The sequence below is a fragment of the Merdimonas faecis genome, assembly GCF_001754075.1.
Taxonomy (GTDB): domain Bacteria; phylum Bacillota; class Clostridia; order Lachnospirales; family Lachnospiraceae; genus Merdimonas; species Merdimonas faecis.
This window is the reverse complement of record NZ_MIEH01000023.1, coordinates 60,559-79,092: the sequence shown is the minus strand read 5'-3', so window position 1 is coordinate 79,092 and position 18,534 is coordinate 60,559. Positions and strand designations below refer to the sequence as shown.

19 protein-coding genes and 1 tRNA gene are annotated in these 18,534 nt (G+C 47.2%); 4 read left to right on the top strand and 16 right to left on the bottom strand.

What is annotated here, in order from left to right; all coding sequences use genetic code 11:
- Nucleotides 1-22 precede the first annotated feature (22 nt).
- From BKD12_RS13260 to argS, 11 genes are all read right to left on the bottom strand, one after another.
- A complete protein-coding gene (locus BKD12_RS13260) occupies nucleotides 23-1,120 on the bottom strand; it encodes a uroporphyrinogen decarboxylase family protein (RefSeq protein WP_070089825.1) in 1,098 nt (365 codons plus the stop codon).
- A gap of 91 nt (nucleotides 1,121-1,211) precedes the next feature.
- Entirely contained in the window at nucleotides 1,212-2,045 is an 834-nt protein-coding gene (locus BKD12_RS13255) for a MetQ/NlpA family ABC transporter substrate-binding protein (protein ID WP_070089824.1), read from the bottom strand.
- Between the two features lie 70 nt (nucleotides 2,046-2,115).
- On the bottom strand, nucleotides 2,116-2,784 hold the full coding sequence (locus BKD12_RS13250) for a methionine ABC transporter permease (protein ID WP_070089823.1): 669 nt from the start codon (nucleotides 2,782-2,784) through the stop codon (nucleotides 2,116-2,118).
- A 20-nt stretch (nucleotides 2,785-2,804) separates the two neighbouring features.
- Nucleotides 2,805-3,794, bottom strand: a complete 990-nt coding sequence (locus BKD12_RS13245) for a methionine ABC transporter ATP-binding protein (protein ID WP_070089822.1) — start codon at nucleotides 3,792-3,794, stop codon at nucleotides 2,805-2,807.
- A gap of 267 nt (nucleotides 3,795-4,061) precedes the next feature.
- Entirely contained in the window at nucleotides 4,062-5,213 is a 1,152-nt protein-coding gene (locus BKD12_RS13240) for a double-cubane-cluster-containing anaerobic reductase (protein ID WP_070089821.1), read from the bottom strand.
- 59 nt (nucleotides 5,214-5,272) lie between these two features.
- The gene (locus BKD12_RS13235) at nucleotides 5,273-6,484 is read right to left on the bottom strand and encodes a PucR family transcriptional regulator (protein ID WP_070089820.1); all 1,212 of its coding nucleotides are present in this window, start codon (nucleotides 6,482-6,484) and stop codon (nucleotides 5,273-5,275) included.
- A gap of 227 nt (nucleotides 6,485-6,711) precedes the next feature.
- Nucleotides 6,712-7,137 (bottom strand): hypothetical protein, encoded by a 426-nt coding sequence (locus BKD12_RS13230; RefSeq protein ID WP_070089819.1) that lies wholly within the window; start codon nucleotides 7,135-7,137, stop codon nucleotides 6,712-6,714.
- Nucleotides 7,138-7,235: 98 nt separating this feature from the next.
- Complete coding sequence (locus BKD12_RS13225) at nucleotides 7,236-8,105, bottom strand: sulfite exporter TauE/SafE family protein (protein ID WP_070089818.1); 870 nt, start codon at nucleotides 8,103-8,105, stop codon at nucleotides 7,236-7,238.
- Nucleotides 8,106-8,302: 197 nt separating this feature from the next.
- Nucleotides 8,303-9,601, bottom strand: a complete 1,299-nt coding sequence (locus BKD12_RS13220; RefSeq protein ID WP_070089817.1) for a S1C family serine protease — start codon at nucleotides 9,599-9,601, stop codon at nucleotides 8,303-8,305.
- Nucleotides 9,602-9,709: 108 nt separating this feature from the next.
- On the bottom strand, nucleotides 9,710-10,858 hold the full coding sequence (locus BKD12_RS13215) for an alanyl-tRNA editing protein (RefSeq protein ID WP_070089816.1): 1,149 nt from the start codon (nucleotides 10,856-10,858) through the stop codon (nucleotides 9,710-9,712).
- A gap of 4 nt (nucleotides 10,859-10,862) precedes the next feature.
- Nucleotides 10,863-12,629, bottom strand: a complete 1,767-nt coding sequence (gene argS, locus BKD12_RS13210; protein WP_070089815.1) for an arginine--tRNA ligase — start codon at nucleotides 12,627-12,629, stop codon at nucleotides 10,863-10,865.
- A 158-nt stretch (nucleotides 12,630-12,787) separates the two neighbouring features.
- Between argS and BKD12_RS13205 the strand changes: the two genes are divergently transcribed.
- From BKD12_RS13205 to BKD12_RS13190, 4 genes are all read left to right on the top strand, one after another.
- A complete protein-coding gene (locus tag BKD12_RS13205) occupies nucleotides 12,788-13,426 on the top strand; it encodes a flavin reductase (protein WP_070089814.1) in 639 nt (212 codons plus the stop codon).
- 121 nt (nucleotides 13,427-13,547) lie between these two features.
- Nucleotides 13,548-13,922 carry a GntR family transcriptional regulator gene (locus tag BKD12_RS13200; protein WP_070089813.1) on the top strand — a complete coding sequence of 125 codons (375 nt, stop codon included), beginning with the start codon at nucleotides 13,548-13,550 and terminating at the stop codon, nucleotides 13,920-13,922.
- Complete coding sequence (locus BKD12_RS13195) at nucleotides 13,919-14,620, top strand: ABC transporter ATP-binding protein (RefSeq protein WP_070089812.1); 702 nt, start codon at nucleotides 13,919-13,921, stop codon at nucleotides 14,618-14,620. Before BKD12_RS13200 ends, BKD12_RS13195 begins: the two co-directional genes overlap by 4 nt.
- Complete coding sequence (locus BKD12_RS13190; protein ID WP_070089811.1) at nucleotides 14,614-15,441, top strand: hypothetical protein; 828 nt, start codon at nucleotides 14,614-14,616, stop codon at nucleotides 15,439-15,441. Before BKD12_RS13195 ends, BKD12_RS13190 begins: the two co-directional genes overlap by 7 nt.
- A gap of 56 nt (nucleotides 15,442-15,497) precedes the next feature.
- Here the strand turns inward: BKD12_RS13190 and BKD12_RS13185 are convergent, their stop codons facing one another.
- The 5 genes from BKD12_RS13185 to BKD12_RS13165 all read right to left on the bottom strand — a co-directional run bounded on the left by BKD12_RS13185 (nucleotide 15,498) and on the right by BKD12_RS13165 (nucleotide 18,427).
- Nucleotides 15,498-15,830, bottom strand: a complete 333-nt coding sequence (locus tag BKD12_RS13185; RefSeq protein ID WP_070089810.1) for a branched-chain amino acid transporter permease — start codon at nucleotides 15,828-15,830, stop codon at nucleotides 15,498-15,500.
- On the bottom strand, nucleotides 15,830-16,528 hold the full coding sequence (locus tag BKD12_RS13180; protein WP_070089809.1) for an AzlC family ABC transporter permease: 699 nt from the start codon (nucleotides 16,526-16,528) through the stop codon (nucleotides 15,830-15,832). Before BKD12_RS13180 ends, BKD12_RS13185 begins: the two co-directional genes overlap by 1 nt.
- 92 nt (nucleotides 16,529-16,620) lie before the next feature.
- Nucleotides 16,621-17,238, bottom strand: a complete 618-nt coding sequence (locus BKD12_RS13175) for a hypothetical protein (protein WP_070089808.1) — start codon at nucleotides 17,236-17,238, stop codon at nucleotides 16,621-16,623.
- A 102-nt stretch (nucleotides 17,239-17,340) separates the two neighbouring features.
- A tRNA-Arg gene (locus BKD12_RS13170) sits at nucleotides 17,341-17,412 on the bottom strand.
- A gap of 109 nt (nucleotides 17,413-17,521) precedes the next feature.
- On the bottom strand, nucleotides 17,522-18,427 hold the full coding sequence (locus BKD12_RS13165; protein WP_070089807.1) for a DUF5688 family protein: 906 nt from the start codon (nucleotides 18,425-18,427) through the stop codon (nucleotides 17,522-17,524).
- Nucleotides 18,428-18,534 lie beyond the last annotated feature (107 nt).

The following is an 18,534-nucleotide window of genomic DNA, read 5'->3' as shown; positions in this document are numbered from 1 at the left end:
CCGCAATGGGGACGGGGGATTTCTAAAAATCCCCCGTCCCCATTCGTATTCCTTTTGGCATATGCCCTTTTCTTGCACCTCTCCCATATATTGCAGCCGCATTCATAAATGCGATCATATTTTCTTTGGAAGTTCCCACCGGCGTCGTACACCCGGGACATAAATTGTAGCCGCAGGGATTGTCTGCCGCATCTGTAATACACTGGCGGACGTTTTTTGCAATTTCTTCCGGCGTGCCGTTGCGCAGCACATCTACCGGTACCACATTTCCGCTGATCGCGATCCTTTCCCCATAGGCTTCTTTTAATTCTTTCAGACTCTCGCAGTTATCCACCCAGAAACTGCTGACTCCTGCGTCCACCACTTCCGCCCACCGGTCATGGGTAGTGCCACAGATATGAATGCCGGTGGCTCCCTGAAATTCATTCATCCTCTCTACACACTGTCTGAGATAAGGGACAAAAAACTCCAGGAACTGCCGCTTGCTCAGCAGATTTTTAGAAACCATGGGCTCGGAAAGGGTAAATTTGATCCCCAGCTTCCGGTTGAGATCCCGGGAGCACTTCACCACACAATCCGTGCTGTACTGCAAAAGCCTGTGCACTCCTTCTTTATCCTTTACCGTTGCTTTTAAAAATTTTTCTGTTCCATACAGGCTGGCCGCCGTCGTAAAAGGTCCCGCAAGACCGCTTCCTAAGATCCTCTCCTCTCCAAACCGCTCCTGCAGACGCTCAAAGGCTTCCGTAATCAGCGGGAAACGTCCGTCCTTTTCCACATTGATCAGTTCCATATTTTCCACATCCTTTAAGGACGACAGCGCCGGCTTCACAATGTAGGATACACTTTCTTTCGGATAGGCAAGCTCTGTCCCAAGCGCCTCCACCAGCGTCCGAAGTCCCAGCCCGATCCCCATGTTATCCGCCTGAAAGTCTTCTGCCAGCCGGGTTTCCACTTCTACCATGGCGTCTGCGGAAAAATAATAATCACAGATGGTGATCCCATAGAGCGGAGGCGCTGTCTCTGAAGCGCTAAGAGATGTAGGGATCCGGTCCACTTCTTCTCCTCTTGCGTAGGCAAGCGCCCGCTCTTTTGGAGTCATTTCCAGTTTGATCAATTCCATTTCACTTCAACCTCTTCTCCTCGCTTTTTCAACATGGAAAAAGGCAGCCAGACTGCCGCCCTTTTCTTATCACATCTATGATTTTCAGCGCCTATTCCCAGCACGGAATCTGTGTTCCTGCTTTATCTGTCTTAAAATATTCTGCAAGGTCGTCGCACTGTACAGCTTCTGCGATCTCTTTTGCCCACTCGGCGTCTTTGTCTTCAGCCCTTACAACAAATCCCACTGCATAGGTCTCATTGTCATCGGACTGGCACAGATAATTGTCCGCCGGAAGTCCGGCATTGACCATATGACCTGCTGCTAAACAGATGGCGTCTGCATCTTTGAGAGACTGCGGAAGTACAGACATTTCCGCCTCAATAAACTGGAAGTCATGAGGGTTTTCTGCAATATCATACATGGTCGGGGACTCTACGGAATCATCCAGTGTGATCAGCCCCTGGGATTCCAGCATGTTCAGGCCGCGGGCCTGATTGGTGGCATCGTTGCAAAGGCCGATGGTCGCGCCATCCGGGATTTCCTCTACAGAATCCCACTTGTCAGAATACATGGCAAATAACGGGTAGAATGTTTTTGGCTCGATCATGACAAGATCCGTACCGTTCTCCTCATTGTAGCTCTGCATATAAGGCTCATGCTGATACCAGTTCATATCCAGGCTTCCTTCTGCAAGGGCCACATCCGGCTGTACACTGTCGTCAAATACGCTCTCCTCTACCGTATATCCCAGTTCTTCGATCTCATCTCTCACGGATTCCAGCTGGTCTACCATATCCGCACGGATCCCGATCTTTACAGTCGTCTTTTCTCCGTCCTCCCCGGAGCCCTCGGAAGCGCTGTCATCAGAGCCGCCTCCACAGCCTGCCAGCAGAGTTCCCGCCATAGCCATTACCAAAAACATGCTCAACACTTTCTTTTTCATAATCCTTTGTTTCCTTTCTTCAAATATTCTTAACATATATCCTAAAAATAGATGGTTCTATTTTTATTCCTTATTTCAGCTTTTTGTAGATCCAGTCTCCGAAATACTGGATGGCCGCAACCAGGACGATCAAAACTACACAGATGGAATACATGATCTCCTGATTAAAGTTCTGATACCCATAGGTCAGAGCCACGGCTCCCAGTCCGCCGGCTCCCACGGCCCCGGCCATAGCCGTCGCGCCCAGCAGATTGATGATGGCAAGACACAGGCCGGAAATGATGGACGGCACAGATTCTTTGAGCATAACCTTTACTACGATCTGCGCTTTGGAGGCGCCAAATGACTTTGCCGCTTCGATCAAAGCCGGGTCTACTTCCTTAAAGCTGTTCTGGAAAATCCTTCCCATAAACGGCGTGACCGCTACCGTCAGCGGAACCAGAGCCGCCGTATCTCCGATCGAAGTCCCCACGATCAGACGTGTAAACGGGATGATGGATACCATCAAAATGATAAACGGGAAGGATCGCACAGTATTCACGATAAAATCCAGGATCCTGTTTACGACCACATTTTCGCACAGACCGCCTTTTTCCGTAATGATCAGGATCACTCCCACAAAGAATCCCAGGAAAGTAGAAAGGACTCCGGAAATCACCAGCATTTTCAACGTATCAAAAAACGCCGGAACAATGATCATCTGACAGATTTCTGCAAATGTAAAGTTATTTAATGCCATGCTAATTCTCTCCTTTCCTCTTAAGCCTCTTCCCCGGCACTTTCCAGTTCGTGCCAGTTATAATTTCTCTGTGTCAGGTAACCGGTAACCGCATCCAGATGTTCATCATCTACATTGATCACAAAAATCCCCATGTTGTCGTTCTGGTATTCCATGATCTTTCCGTCCAGTATCGGGAACACATAATCCAGATCCCGGGACATCTTCCCAAAAAGTTCGCCGTCTTCCAGGCTGCCCAGCAGATGGGCGATCTGGATATTATGTCCGGTTTCCGGAAGCTTCATCTCCTCTTCTCCCAGAAGTCTTCTCAGAGACCGGGGCTGTTTGATGAAGATTTCTCTTACCGAGCCCTCGTCTGCGATCTTACCGCCTTCCAGGATACAGGCTTTATTGCAGGCCTTTCTTACTACCTCCATCTGATGGGTTACGATCACCACCGTGATGCCGGTCCTGGCATTGATCTCCATCAGAAGTTCCAGGATGGAATTGGTGGTCTTCGGGTCAAGCGCCGATGTCGCCTCATCACAGAGAAGGATCTTCGGATCCATGGTCAGAGCTCTTGCGATCGCCACTCTCTGTTTCTGCCCGCCGCTTAAGTTTCTGGGCCTGGCATTCATCTTATCTGACATTCCTACCAGTTCCAGCAGCTCCTTAACCTTTTTATCAATCTCTTCTTTACTGTATTTCCAGCATTGCATGGGAAGCGCCACATTCTGATAGACTGTCTGTCTCTCCAGAAGTGAAAACTGCTGAAAGATCATACCCACATGTCTTCGGAATTCCCGCAGTTCTTTTTCTTTCAGCTCCTTTACCTCGCACCCGTCCACTTTCAGACTTCCTTCCTGATAGGATGTCAGACCGTTGATACAGCGCAGCAGCGTAGATTTTCCCGCACCGCTTCGTCCCACCAGTGCATAGATATCACCATCTTCGATTTTCAGGTTGATGCCTTCCAGCACACTGCTGCCATCATCTTCCCAAATCTTTTTCAGATTTTTGATCTCAATCAATGTTCTCCCTCCCATGCTTCCTTGTCATGTCGCTTTTTCACGAAACCTGTAAAATTATACCACGATGCATTTTTCGCTTCATTGGCAGTGAAAACAAATTTTTCCAGTTCTGTTGTGTATTTTATCCATACAGCTTTTCTATTTTCCAGATAACTTATTTGCTTTTTCTATCAATATCTTCCCAGTCTCTTTTTGTTCCGGTTGGTAGAAAAGGGATTAAAAAAATCGCCAAAGCCATACGACTTTGACGATTTTTGTTCTCCTGTTTTACAGCATCTCCAGAAACGCAGAGATACGGACGCTCAGCTGGGCGATATCCGCCCGGGAAAAATCAGTGGTCACATCCATATAAGGGATGTGCTTTTCCTCATGGATAAAGTTACGTACACTGATGGATTCTATGCTGTCGGAATGACAGCCCTGCAGGATCATCTCAATCACGCCGTCCACATGGAATTCATCGATGATCCGTCCCAGAAGTTCGATCCGGTTGTCGTTCGGGGTCATGATTGCACAGCCGATCATCAGGTAGCGTTCTGCAAGCGCCTCGTAGATATCCGGGGTTTCTTCATCAACCAGGCGGTCCTGCGCTTTGATCCCGGTACAGTTTTCAAAAGCCACTACCACGCCTCCGTTGTCCTCAATAATGTCTACTAGCTTCGAGGAATCCCCTCCCATGGGACAACCGGTGATAAGGATCCTGGGCTTCTTTTTTGCCGGCGGATCCCTGTGGTATTCCTCCAGGATCTTTTCCCTCACCTGATCCAGGATCCCCGGTACTTTCTCCAGATCCAGCTGATATTTATTTCCATACAGAATCTGAAAAAGCTCCCGTCCGCTCATCGGCGGAGGATCCAGTTTCATCAATCCATACAGCCGCTGTACCGCCCTGCGGTTTTCGTTGCTTAAATGGATCGCCTTCTTTACCATCTCGTCTGTAATGACAATATGGAAACGCTCTTCTAAATATTCCTTGAAACGTATGATCTCTTTTCTCCATAATTCCAGCCCGTATTCTGACTGACGGTTGGGAAGCTCCATCACATAGACTTCCTTAAAATCCGACATCAGCTCATACATCTTCTTTTTGCCGTCGCAGGTCGTCTCCCCGATCACAAGATCTGAGAAATAATAGAAAGGACACCTGTCTGAAACCGCAAATCCATAGCTGGACTTGATCAACGGGCAGATATTTGAAGGCAGCGTCTGCTCCGCGATCGCTACCGTATCGTTTGACGAAGAACACAGCCCCACCGGGATTGCCCCGATCGCCATGGCAAGCTCTCTCGGGAAATAGGAGCAATAGGCTCCGATCACCGGTTTTCCTGCCTCTTTGTACTTTTTTACTTCCAGAAAGGATGCTCTTTTTTGTTCTCCGAATTCTTCGAATATCTCCGGCAAATCTTTGACTAGCTTCATATTTCCTCTCCAATTTCTGTTGCTGACACTATCTTATCATATTCCGTATAAAATGCAATCTACTCTTTTTGTCCGCACTGAAATTCCCGGAGGATCATGGTCAGAAGAAGCTTTCTGGAAATATCCGGCTGATTGATGTCAAGTCCCAGGATCTCATGGATCTTGGCAAGACGGTATACCATAGTATTCCTGTGAATATACAGATTCTTCGCCGCATGATTGACATGATTTCCAGAAAGAAGATACTCTTTCAGACTTCTGTAAAAATCCGTGCCTTTTTCCCGGTCTTCTGCCGCCAGCCGGTCCAGATCCCTGTATCCGTATCCTTCTGCCCCCAGCTTCTCATAGGCATAGGAACAGATTAGCTCCATATAATGCTCATACTCTGTAAAGAAATGTGTGTCCGGTTCTACCCGCATTCCGATCTTTAAGATCCGTTCCAGGATCCGGCGCTTTTTCCATATCTTTTTTTCATCCTCGAACACCTCTGTGATCACCGCTGTCCCTTCACATTCCAGTGTGATCTTCTCTGCCAGCAAAGCCGCTTTTTTCTGCTTTTCTACAGAATCGCACCGGGTAAAAAGGACAGCCGCCTCCTCTTCTTCTATGCACACCAGTACATCCTCGAAATGATCGCAGATCTCTCTGTGGAGATGCGGGCTTTGCTTCATAAAGTCCCGGGATGTTTTCAGCAGCACCAGAAGAAACGGACGGACCACATATTGCCGGAAAGAGCTCTCAATGCCCGCCGGAAGCTGGTCAGGGACGGCATCCCTGCCAAGAAGGAGTCTGCTCAGCATCTGCTTTGTCCCCAGATCCCGGTAACCGTATATCTGTTTATTCCAGCTCATTCCGATGGAAACCGCCCTGGTGATCATCCGGTTCAGGGAAGCGGCATTCCGTCTCTTTTCATGAAACGTAATGCAAAACCCAGTCAGGATCCCTCTTACCAGAAGCGGTCCTGCTGCCATAAGGCCCTTCCCCACCTCCTTTTTAAGGATCTTGTCCGTCTCTCCTTCCGTACTCTCACCTGCGTAATACTCTCCCATCAGGCCTGTCCAGAACGAACGGCTGCTCTCTTCTATACCCAGCTGTTCATAGAGCTGTTCCGCACCGGAATCAAATTCTATCTTTCCAGAGGGATCGATCACGATCACCGGCAGATCGAATGTCGCCGACAGTTCCTGCAGCATCCCTTCCATCTGATCGTTTCTTTCCAATACTCCAAAAATGATTTCACTATACCGTTCGTACTCTTTTCCTTCCGCCATACTCAACTTCCTATCTTCCACCTTTTACTCTGCCGATATATACTACTATTTACATCCTACCACAAACAGAAAGGCTGCCCAAATTGCTTATTTTAATGCAGTTATAGAAAACATCTATATTTGCCCGTCGGTGTCTGCCACATAGGTATGTTGGCCGCCCTCCGGGTGTACGCACAAAAAAGGAGACGCTACGCTTTTAACGTATACGTCTCCTTCACACTTTCTTATTACCGGAAAAACAGCATATATACAATCAGAGCCGCCACTACGACGATGGCGATCGCAAGAACAATGATCGGAGCTTTGGACATTTTCTCCTCTTCTTCCTCCAGGTCGTCAAAGAAATCATCGTCAATTTCTTCTCTCTTTCTGGTCTTTTTCTTCTTGCCTCTCTTACCTTCTTCTACAGCAAGCATTTCATCATATGCCTTACGCATCTCAGTCTCCCGTTTTTTCCGCACGTGTTTTGGCGGTATATTGGAATAAGACTGTTCTTCTTCTGCCGATGCCCTGCGTACTTTCTTTTCTGCCTTCTCAGGCTTTTCTGTCTTTTTCTGTGGAACCTTAAATTTCTTCTTGCATTCGTAGCAAAGGAAATAATTCGGATCTTTCTTACTCGGCCGTAATTCCTGACCACATATTGGACATTTCATCAGAATGTGCCTCCTCGTAATTGTAATATATTTAGCATTATACTACATCTGACAAAAAAATTCAAAAATTTCTTTTAAGATTCCTCATTCCTTCTCTGTTATTTCTGCTTCCTTGCATCATGGAAGAACAGAATTGCACAGATTACCATTACCACACATACAAGATATGTAAGAACAGTAAGCGGAAGACTCGTTACAATAAATCCGGCAATCAAAACGCCGATCGCACCACTTATAATCATCGGAATCGTTGCCGCACGATTATATTTTCCCTCTTTGATAAATGTAATACCACATGCCGGACAAAGATATGCACAGGATCCCATCATAACAGGGAACGCCACATCCGCACTCATTCCAAGCAGAAGTACAACCGCCATACAAGGAGCATACAGTCCGATCCCGGCCGTCATAAGGATACCCAGGATAAAGTTGGCAACAACACCAGCCACCAGAAGTCCTCCGGTCAGTCCTCTTGCCGTACCCAGGATACCGAAAGGACCAACGCCGTTAATCTTGCAAAGAGTAATAATCGCTACCAGGATCAGTGCGACACCCATGATCACACGAATCTTCATAATATCCATTCTGGAAATGATCTTTGCTCCAAGAATAGACCCCACGATAGCTGCCGCTATCATCAGAACCAGCGTCAGGGAATCCATCTCAATTCTGGTCATTGTGATTGTTGCTTCCACACAGATCGGAATACCGAATGCCACATTCAATGTACCGGGAATCAGATCATCTTTAATCGACTTGTTGAACTTCCATGCGGAGGTTGCGATAGCATAGCTCCCGATTCCCAGTGTGTCAAAGAAGTTTGCCACCATACTGACAATCACGTTGAATCCCATTTTACTCTTATCCAGCTCATTTTTGTGTGCAATGACATCCTTCACCAGCACTACAAAAAATACAGCGGCAAAGATCCACATAATAATTAATAAAACTGTTGCTGCGCTCATAATTTTCCTCCCTTGAAACATATATTTCGTGCACTATGCACAACTTTTGATAAATTTTATTATACCCCTTCGTTAAAAATGTGTCAATAACAAATCATTATAAGCGCGCTTTTATCTGCCTGATAAAAAAGCCGTAAACCTTTATCAAAAAGATTTACGGCTTCTGTCAACTCTTATTCATCTATCTGTAACCGTTCTTACTGTGCACTCTTGCCCAGGGTCACTTCCACATCCGAGCTCTCGTACTCACCGTTGTTTCCGGCAGTTGCTACCGTCAGTGTCACGGTCTCCCCCGCTCTGTAATACTGAAGCTGTTCCTGAAGCGCTGTCATGCCATCTACAGATGTACCATTGATCGCAGTAATGATCGAACCTCTCTGGATGCCTGCCTTCTGCGCAGCACCACCGTCAATGATCTCTGATACATAGACGCCGGTAGGCATATTATACATATCGGCAAGGTCGGAGGTCACATCCGCTTCACTCCGGATCCCAATGTACCCCTGCTCCTCTTCCGATACCTTTGTCTTGGTTTCCTGGTTCATCAAATCTGTAATAATGTCACTGGCATCTGAAATCGGGATTGCATAGCCCATGCCTTCCACACTGTCTGCTGACACCTTGGCTGTATTGATGCCTACTACCTCGCCATTGGCATTCAGAAGGGCTCCGCCGCTGTTTCCAGGATTGATCGCCGCGTCTGTCTGCAGCAGGCTGCCGTCGTAGCCGTCCATGGTACGGTCTTTTGCAGAAATAATACCCGTAGTTACGGATTGTCCGTACCCCAATGCATTTCCGATAGCAATCGCAGGCTCTCCGACCTGAATCTCATTGGAATCTCCCATAGTCGCCACAGCAATCTCTTCTTTCGTAGAGTCTTTGATGTTATTCAGGTTCACCGCTACTACAGCCAGATCCTTACTGGAATTTGTACCTTTGACATTGGCCTCTACACTTTCCTCATCGATAAATGTAACAGTCAATGTATCATTCCCTTCCACTACGTGGTTATTTGTTGCGATCAGAAGTTCCGAATCATTCTGTCCGATGATGATTCCTGATCCTACGCTTTCACTCTGCTGCTCCTGTATACCGCCAAAGAAATTCTGCACTTCTTCCACGCTCATGTTTGTGATGGATACGATAGAAGGCATCGCATTTGCAGAGATCGTGGCAATATCCGAGGACACTGTGCTTCCCGAAGAAGTAGTGAGTTCTGCATTACTGGATGTAGATGTCTGCTTAACCGTTCCCGCGCTGTCATTATCATTTGTGCCGAAGACTCTGTCGCCGATCACATTCACTGTCTGAAAAGACGCACCTGCCACAAGGCCAAACACCAGACCCAGGCATGCCACCTTTATCCATTTCGGCATCTTCTTTTTCGGCTGTCTGTAGGGATCCGGCTCCGGCCCCTGTGTCTGAAATCCATTTCCTCCTGTATATTGGTTGCCGCTGTCCTGCTCCGGATTGTAATACGTATACTGGTTATCCATAATCTATTTCTCCTTTCAGATAGGTCAATTTTCTTTCTATATCTGTAGTGTATCCTGAAAATGTGTTAAAACTGTGATGAAAAGATAAGGAAACTATGAATTCCAGTTCTATTTTCTACATATCCGGCGGATATCTTCTTCAGTCCCTGTAAGAGAGCCTTGTACCATCTCCGGCTTTCCGCCTCCCCGGCCGTCAAACGCCTCGTTAAGCATCTTTCCGACAGGGCGTACGTCTTCGCTCCTGCTGCCGATCACATACCGGTATCCGGAAGCATCATCCCCTGCAAAAACCAGGCAGATCCCTGCTCCCCGTTCCAGCAGAAGGTTCATAAGCTCTCTTGGGCCATTTCCGGTAAGGCTGGCGTCAAACACCAGTGTCATCTCCTCGACAGGGATTTCCTTCGCCTGAAATCTCAAAAGCTTCTGCTGCAGGGCTCCCAGTCTTTCTTTCTGCTCCTTCGCCTCTTCCTTTAAGCGTGCAACGGCCTCAGCCGCCTCATTCTCCTTTGCGCACAAAAGCGCCGAGATTTCCTTGATATTTTTTTCTTTTTCTCCGTAATCCTTAAGCGCCCGGTCTCCGGCCAGCATCGTGATACGCTCGCCGCCTTTATAATGATCCATCTGCACCAGCTTGATCAGGCCGATCTCCCCTGTCTTTTTCATGTGCGGCGCACAGCAGGCACATACGTCATATCCAGGGATTGTAATGATCTGCACCTCTCCGCTCAGTTCAATCTTGCTCCGGTACTCCATCCGGCTCCGCTCCTCTTCAGAGGGGAAGGAAGAAATCACATCTAAATTCCGGAACACCGCGCGGTTTGCCTCCCGCTCGATCTCCTTTAGCTCATCCTTTGTGATCGGGCCGTTGAAATCCATGGTGCAGTAATCTTCTCCCAGATGAAAGCCCACATTATCATACCCAAATTTCTGATGTACCAGTCCCGAAATAATATGCTCTCCGGTATGCTGCTGCATCCGGTCAAACCGCACCTCCCAGAGAATACGGCCCTCCACCTTCTGTCCTGCCTCAATAGGCTCCTTCGTATAATGATAGATCACACCATCCTTCTCGTGAACATCCACCACTTCCACTTCTCCCAGGAAGCCCGGATCAGCATACTGGCCGCCGCCCTCAGGAAAAAACACTGTACGGTCCAGCACGATCCGCCAGCCATCCTTCCATGGTTCGCAGGACAGCACCCGGGCATCGAAAACGCTTCTGTGGCTGTCCTGAAAATATAATTTTTCCGTCGTCATCTTTCTACATCCTCTCCGGAGCCTCGAAGCCAAGCACTTCAATACACTCCTCCAGCACACACCTTACCAGCAGCAGCAATGCAATATAGCTCTGCTTTTTCTTTGCATCTTCCTCTGCCAGAATCTTCACCTCATGATAAAATCTGTTAAAAGCATTGGCCAGATCATAAATATAGGCACAGATCTTATGAGGCGCCAGTTCTTCATAAGCCGCCGCCATTACATCATTGTATTTTGAAGCCTCCAGCTGAAGCGCCTTTTCGCTGTCGCTGTCCGCGGGCATCACACAAAGCCCTGCAAGGTTTCCTCCGTCTGCCTGGTATTTATTCAGAATGGATTTGATCCTCACAATCGTATACAGCACATATGGCCCGGTATTTCCTTCAAATGAAGTAAACCGGTCTACATCAAACACATAATCCTTGGATGCCTGGTTCGAAAGATCGCCATACTTAATAGCCGCAAGACCTACCAGTCTGGCGGTCTTTCTGGCCTCTTCCTCATCTACAGTCCGGTTGTCCATAATTTTTTTCAGCATTTCGCCTTCTATCTCAGCGATCAGATTCTCCAGACGCATCACGCCTCCTTCTCTGGTCTTAAAAGGCTTTCCGTCTTTACCATTCATAGTTCCAAATCCCAGGAACTTAAGATCCGTCTCTTCTGGTACGATCCCTGTCTTTTTTGCCGTCCGGAACACCTGGACAAAATGCAGCTCCTGGCGTTTATCTGCCAGATAGATCACCTGGTCAGGATGATAGTCTTCCTCTCTTTGCACCAGTGTTGCAAGATCCGTGGTGCTGTAAAGCGAGGCTCCATCTGATTTCTGGATAATACAGGGCGGCACATCCTTTGTGTCTGTCTCTTCTTCCACATCTACCACCAAAGCCCCGTCATCAATATGCGCATACCCTTCTGTTTTCAAACGTTCCACCATATCCGGGATATAAGCCTGCGCATCTGACTCGCCCTTCCAGAGATCAAATTCCACATGAAGGTTTGCATAGTTTTTCTTAAGATCGCTGACAGAGACCTGTATGATATGATTCCATAGCGCTGTATATCCGCGGTGTCCATTCTGCAGAAGATATGTGGCATGCAGAGCCTTCTCCCTGTACGCCTCATTCTCCTTAGCCTTCTGGCTGGCTGTCGGGTAAATTTCCTCCAGTTCGCCAATGGTGAACGGCGCCTCCTTCGGATACTCTCCTTCATATTCCTCCTGGAAATAAGGAAGTTCCGGCTTCCTTTCCATAAGCTCTGTAATGATCAGTCCCATCTGATATCCCCAGTCTCCCAGATGGATATCTCCCAGAACCTTATGCCCCATCTTTCTCGCAATACGCTTCACACTTTCTCCAATGATCGCAGAGCGCAGATGTCCCACATGCAGCGGTTTCGCCACATTGGGGCCGCCGTAGTCCACCAGGATCATCTTGGGATCCTCTACCTTCTCAAGTCCCAGATCCTGATCTCCCGCCATCTGATTTATATAATCCGCGATATATGTCTTCTGAAGCTTTAAATTAATAAATCCAGGCTTCACAACAGAAACCTCTTCAAAACAGGGGCGCGCCTTAATTTTTTCCGCCACGTCTTCCGCAATCATAAACGGCGCCTTCTTATAAGCCTTTGCCCCGGCCAGGGCTCCATTGCACTGGTATTCACAGAGATCCGGGCGGTTGGAAATCGTCACTTTTCCATAGGATGCATCATATCCTGCCTGTGCGAATCCATCTGCCAGCTCCTCTCCGATCAGATCTATTATCTTCTTCATTTTATACCTTCCTTCCATCTTGCGTTTACTTTGTTATTCTATCACAAGCCCGGGGCGTCAACAACCAAATCTTAAAACTCTTCTTGCAAATCCGTCAGATCCGTGCTATCATTTTAGTAACAATTACTATTATTAAAAAATAGACAGGAGGAAGCACTATGAATAAAAAGGTTTTCCGAAATCTCTCTTACGGCGTCTATGTAGTCTCCACTCTTGACGGAGACAGACCGGTAGGCTGTACTGCCAACAGCATTATGCAGATCACTTCTGATCCTGCAACCATTGCCATCAGTATCAATCATGACAATTACACCAACTCCTGTATTGCAAAAACAGGAAGATTTGCGGTTTCCATCCTCTCCGAGAAATCTGACCCGTCCTTAATCGGCACTTTTGGGTTCCAGTCCGGAAGGGAGATCAACAAATTTGACGGTGTACCGCATACTTTCCGCGAGGATATTCCGGTGTTGGATGACAGTTGCGGCTATATCGTCTGTCAGGTAACCGACACGATGGAGACTTCCTCGCACACGGTATTTCTAGGGACTGTTCTGGACGGAGACGTACTAGATACCTTCCCTGCCATGACCTATGCCTACTACCATAACGTTATCAAAGGAAAGAGCCCGAAAAATGCTCCCACCTATCTTCCCGAAGAAGATCCTGCAGATAATACAAAATGGGTCTGCAGTGTCTGCGGATATGTCTATGACGGCGACATTCCTTTCGAGAACCTCCCCGATGACTACACCTGTCCGGTTTGCCGGCAGCCAAAATCCAAATTCATCAAAAAGTAAAAAAGAAAGGGCCATATGGTCCTTTCTTTTTTACTTTTTCTTGACATTCCGTGCAAAACGCATTATTGTATTAATTAGATAATACAATTGTATTCTTTATAATAAAAGAGAGGTGAAGTCTATGCCATGGGATCTGGATAATGACCGCCCTATTTACCTGCAGCTGATGGAACGTATCCAACAGGATATCGTATCCGGCGTCTACAAAGCCGGCGATAAACTGCCCTCTGTCAGGGAACTCGCCATAGATGCCGCGGTAAACCCAAACACAATGCAAAAAGCCTTGTCCGAGCTGGAGCGGGACGGACTGGTACACTCCCGCCGTACCAGCGGACGGTTTATCACGGAGGATGAGACCATGTTAAAAAACTTAAGGGATGAGCTTGCTTCCCGCCACATTCAGGATTTTATGGAAAAAATGAAACAGCTTGGTTTCCAGGAGAAGGAGACTCTTGAAAAACTCCAGGACACCATAAAGAGGGGGACACTGATATGAATCCAATCTTAGAATGCCGAAATCTATCCAAAAAATACTGCAACCACTTCTATGCCCTGAACGACCTGACTCTATCTCTGGACAGCGGCCAGATCGTCGGTCTTCTGGGACCGAACGGCAGTGGAAAAACAACACTGATCAAACTCATCAACGGCCTTTTAAACCCTTCGTCCGGGGAGGTGCTGATAGACGGAAAAGCTCCGGGAGTGGATACAAAGAAGATTGTTTCCTATCTTCCGGAACGCACTTATCTGGATGAATCCATGAAGGTCCGGGACATCATCCGCTTCTTTGCCGATTTTTACGATAACTTTATCACAGACCGGGCTTACCAGATGCTTTCGGATCTGGAAATTTCCGCAGACGCAAGGCTGCGCACCCTGTCCAAGGGTACGAAGGAAAAAGTACAGCTGATTCTGGTCATGAGCCGGGACGCTAAGCTTTATATCCTGGATGAGCCCATCGGCGGTGTGGATCCTGCTGCAAGAGATTATATTCTGCACACGATCCTGGCAAATTATAACGAAGAGTCCACAATCCTTCTATCTACACATCTGATCCACGATATTGAAAATATCCTGGACCGTGTAGTTTTCCTTAAGGAAGGACGTCTTGCCATGAACGCTCCCGTGGATGACATCCGCATGGAGCAGGGCAGATCCGTAGATACTTTATTCAGGGAGGTGTTCCGATGCTGATCAAATTAATTAAATACGACCTCAGATCCCTGAACCGGTTTCTGATTATCCTGCACGGCTTTTTACTGCTGATGACCATATTTTTACGAATTTTTATCACCGGGCAGATCCACCTGTCCACTGATACCGACGGCTTCCTGTTCGGTCTTGCGATCGTGATGTATACGCTCCTGATCACAGGAATTACTTTTGGTACATCCATTGTCATTGTCGTGCGGTTCTACAGAAACCTGTTTTCCGACGAAGGCTATCTTTCCCAGACCCTTCCTGTGACTCCCGGCCAGCATCTTCTTGCCAAAACGATCTCCGGAAGCATCTGGGCTATGATCGACTATGTTTTTATCCTGGCATCCCTGTATATCGGGATTGCCACCCCAGCTTTCATGGAACTGTTTTATGAAAATCAGGGGGAACTGATGAAGGAACTTGGCTTCACAGGGAAATATGCAGATGTCACCGCGGGCCAGATCATCCTTGTCCTCCTGATCTCAGGATTTATCGGATGCGTCGGCAACATAGTCATGTATTACGCCTCCATCGTGCTTGGCCAGCTGTTTTCCTCTCACCGTGTGATTGGAGCTATCGCCTGCTATTTTGCACTATCCACACTGATGGCTGTAATTTCCTTTATCGTTATGTTTGCCGCAGACCTGGCATACGGAAATTTTGCTATTGTTCCCGCGGGAACAGAAAGTTCCTTAAGTCTGGTCGAATATATGGTCAGAATATTGACGTTCTCACTGGCTCTTTCTGTAATTACGGCAGTGGTCCTCTATATCCTGTCCTATATACTGATGAAGAAAAAAATGGATCTGAATTAAAAATAAACAGCGGGCCAGAAAACCGGAAGTCTTTTCCGGATTTGGCCCGCTGTTTTTTAGGAAAAACACTGGATCAGAAACATATAAAGAACAGTCCCCACGCCTATACTCAGAAGGTTATTCCGTTTCCAGACATGAAGCGCCGCCGTCACTATGACAGCTGCCGCTTCCGGAAGTCCATAGGGTGCAGCCAGGATCTTTGTCGAACGCAGACAGTAAACTACCAGCATCCCGATCACTGCCGGCGTCAGCACCTTTCCTAAATATTTCACTACATCCGGAATTTCTTTCCCTCTTGGAAACACCAGAAAAGGGAACACTCTGGTGGCAAAAGTGGTAAGCGCCACTGCCAGAATGATCAGAAAAGAAGTTATCGCATCTACAGGCATCAGCCTTCCACCTCCTTTTCCAGACGGGTTCTCCCCACAAACAGCAGAAATGTGATCAGCAGCATAGACGGAAGAACAAAATTATCCGCACCGAAGATACTAAGACAAAGCAGTGCGGCGGCCACCCCGATCATTTCAGGGATGCGGTTTTTCGCCTCCATCCACTGTTCCACGAATATTACTACAAACAGCGCTGTCATGGCAAAATCAATGCCTTCCGAATCAAAAGGCAGGAAATTCCCTGCAAGACCTCCGATCACCGAACCTATGACCCAATAGGATTGATTCAGCAGAGAAACTGCCAGCAGAAATTTATCTTCCTCTATGTCTTCCGGGATCTTTGTGGTACACAAAAGGGAATACGTCTCATCTGTCAGGCCAAAGATCATATACCATCTCTTTTTTCCCATACCGTGAAACTTTTCCAGCAGAGAAATCCCATAGAAAATATGCCGGATATTAACCATCAAAGTCATAAATACCACCTGCAGGAATGAAACACCCGGCACAAAAAAATTCACGGCAAGATATTGGCCGGATCCCGCATAGACCATAAGGCTCATCAATGCCGCCCATAAAAAGGAATACCCCTTTTCTTCAAACATCACCCCAAAGGCAATCCCGATAAACAGATATCCCGTCAGCACCGGAATTGTATACGGAAATGCTTTTTTAAATGCCCTCCCATAATTCCTCATCATTTTTCTCCTAATGTTCTTTATTCATTATAAAAAGAAGCCGTCCTTACAGGGATCGGCCTCTCTTGTCTCTATCATTTATCGTATATTCTTCAGCTTCCGGCTGAATCTTCATAGGCCTGCTTTAAATCCAGCAGAGCCTCCTTAAGCAGTGCATCTGACTGGACAGCCTGCCGGTAAGCATTCTGCGTCTCTGTAAGCAGCGCCTGCACATCCTCATGGCCGGTGACCGCCTCTACAAGATCGTGAATTTCATCTTCCTCCACCTGGGTCTCCACCTGGCACTTACCATCCTCATCCTCTGTTACATAAAGTGTACCCAATCCCGGCACTCCGGTATAGACATCCCTGATCTTCATATCATACCGGACAAAAGCCACATATGTATCCTGATATTTCCCAAGCTTTGTATAAACATTCAGATTCTCATATCCCTCCACAAAGCTTGTCTCATCTCCAAGCGCACTGTAATACGCCTCCACCGCCCGGGTCACCTGCGGATACTCTCCTTTGAGCAAAGGATTATCAGCCATATTCTCCCAGCCTTCATTTTCCTTTTTCTGCTCTTTTAAACTTATCTTTTGTGCTTTCTGGCTTTTATCTTTAGTCAGGATCCATCCGCCTGCTCCTACCGCAAGAACCAGACCGGCCAATACAGCAACAGTCACGATCTTTCTCAGCAGGAGTATGCCTTTTTGTCTTCCTTCCATAAAGACTACCTCCATATATGCACATGCTGATTTTGTCCGTCCCGCATAACTCTGCGAAACGTTTATCAGATGGAGAAATCTCTCCATCTGATAAAAAAAGTACACACCCGGGCGGATTCGAACCGCCGCTCCCGCCTCCGGAGGGCGGTGCTCTATCCCCTGAGCTACGGGTGCATAAAAAGGCTTTATGAAATTGCCTTAGTTATATTAACACATTTTTTTTATAAAGTAAAGGAAATGATGAACACAAATCTCACATTTCCTTTACTTTTTTATACAGGCATCAGAAATATGTCAATTCCCCTCGTGTCCTGTCGTAATAATAGGCATGGTCCGAGAGCACTTCCTCCGCTTCTACCTGTGTTTCATTAATCTCCTTTACCATAGCTGACAATTCTTCATAAGAGAACTGATGTCGGTCCGGAGTAATGATCACTTCATGAATACTGCTCGGCAGCACAAAATAGTTGCAGAAAAGCTTCTTTGCAATCTGTTCTAAACACCCCTCATAGAGAAGCGCCGACGCACCGTGACTTCGAAGGCGGTTCGTCAGTACATAGAGGGTCTCTACAAACTCTCCTTCTTCGCTGTTTACGGATGCTTCCCGGGGCTCCAGGTCAAACATGTCCTGTATCACAGTATGCATAGTACAAAATTCCTCCGGCAGGATTCTCCTGGTATTTTCTCCGGCCCGCCGGTAGAGCTCATCCTCTGTTACCTGCCACAGCTTCATATGCTCCTTTTTAATCATCATTGCCGCCGTCCCAAAATCATTTACCTCTAGCAGCACATAGTAAACGACCGCCAGATCCAGAAATTCTCTGTGGGGAATTTCCTCTAAAAGACGCATATTCGCCTTCTTTCCTATCAGCCGGTAGATGATATGATCCCGGACAGATACATATTTTTCAAGCTTTCCCTTTTCCCAGGAACGCCCGGCGCGCACCTGGTCATAAAGCTTTATCACTTCCTTTGCCGCCTTTTCTTCCGTCATTCCTCTAAGGAACCTCTGATAAAATTCCTCCAGATAGATAGTTGGTGCGATGTTCACTCCTTTTTCCGTCAAAGTCAGGCCCTTTCGCTTTGTGCCATTGTTCTTCACCGCTGTATAGACAGATACAGACACAGAGTCCCCCACACCTTTTTGCACCCTTTCCAGGATACTCATAACAAAACGGTCATACGTCATTGAATCTCCTTTCTTTTGCTGCAGTTTTTTACATTCTGTGAAGATACCGGTGAAATACCGGATTGAAAAATAGTAGAACAAGAATCTGCCGGCAGGAACACCGGCGC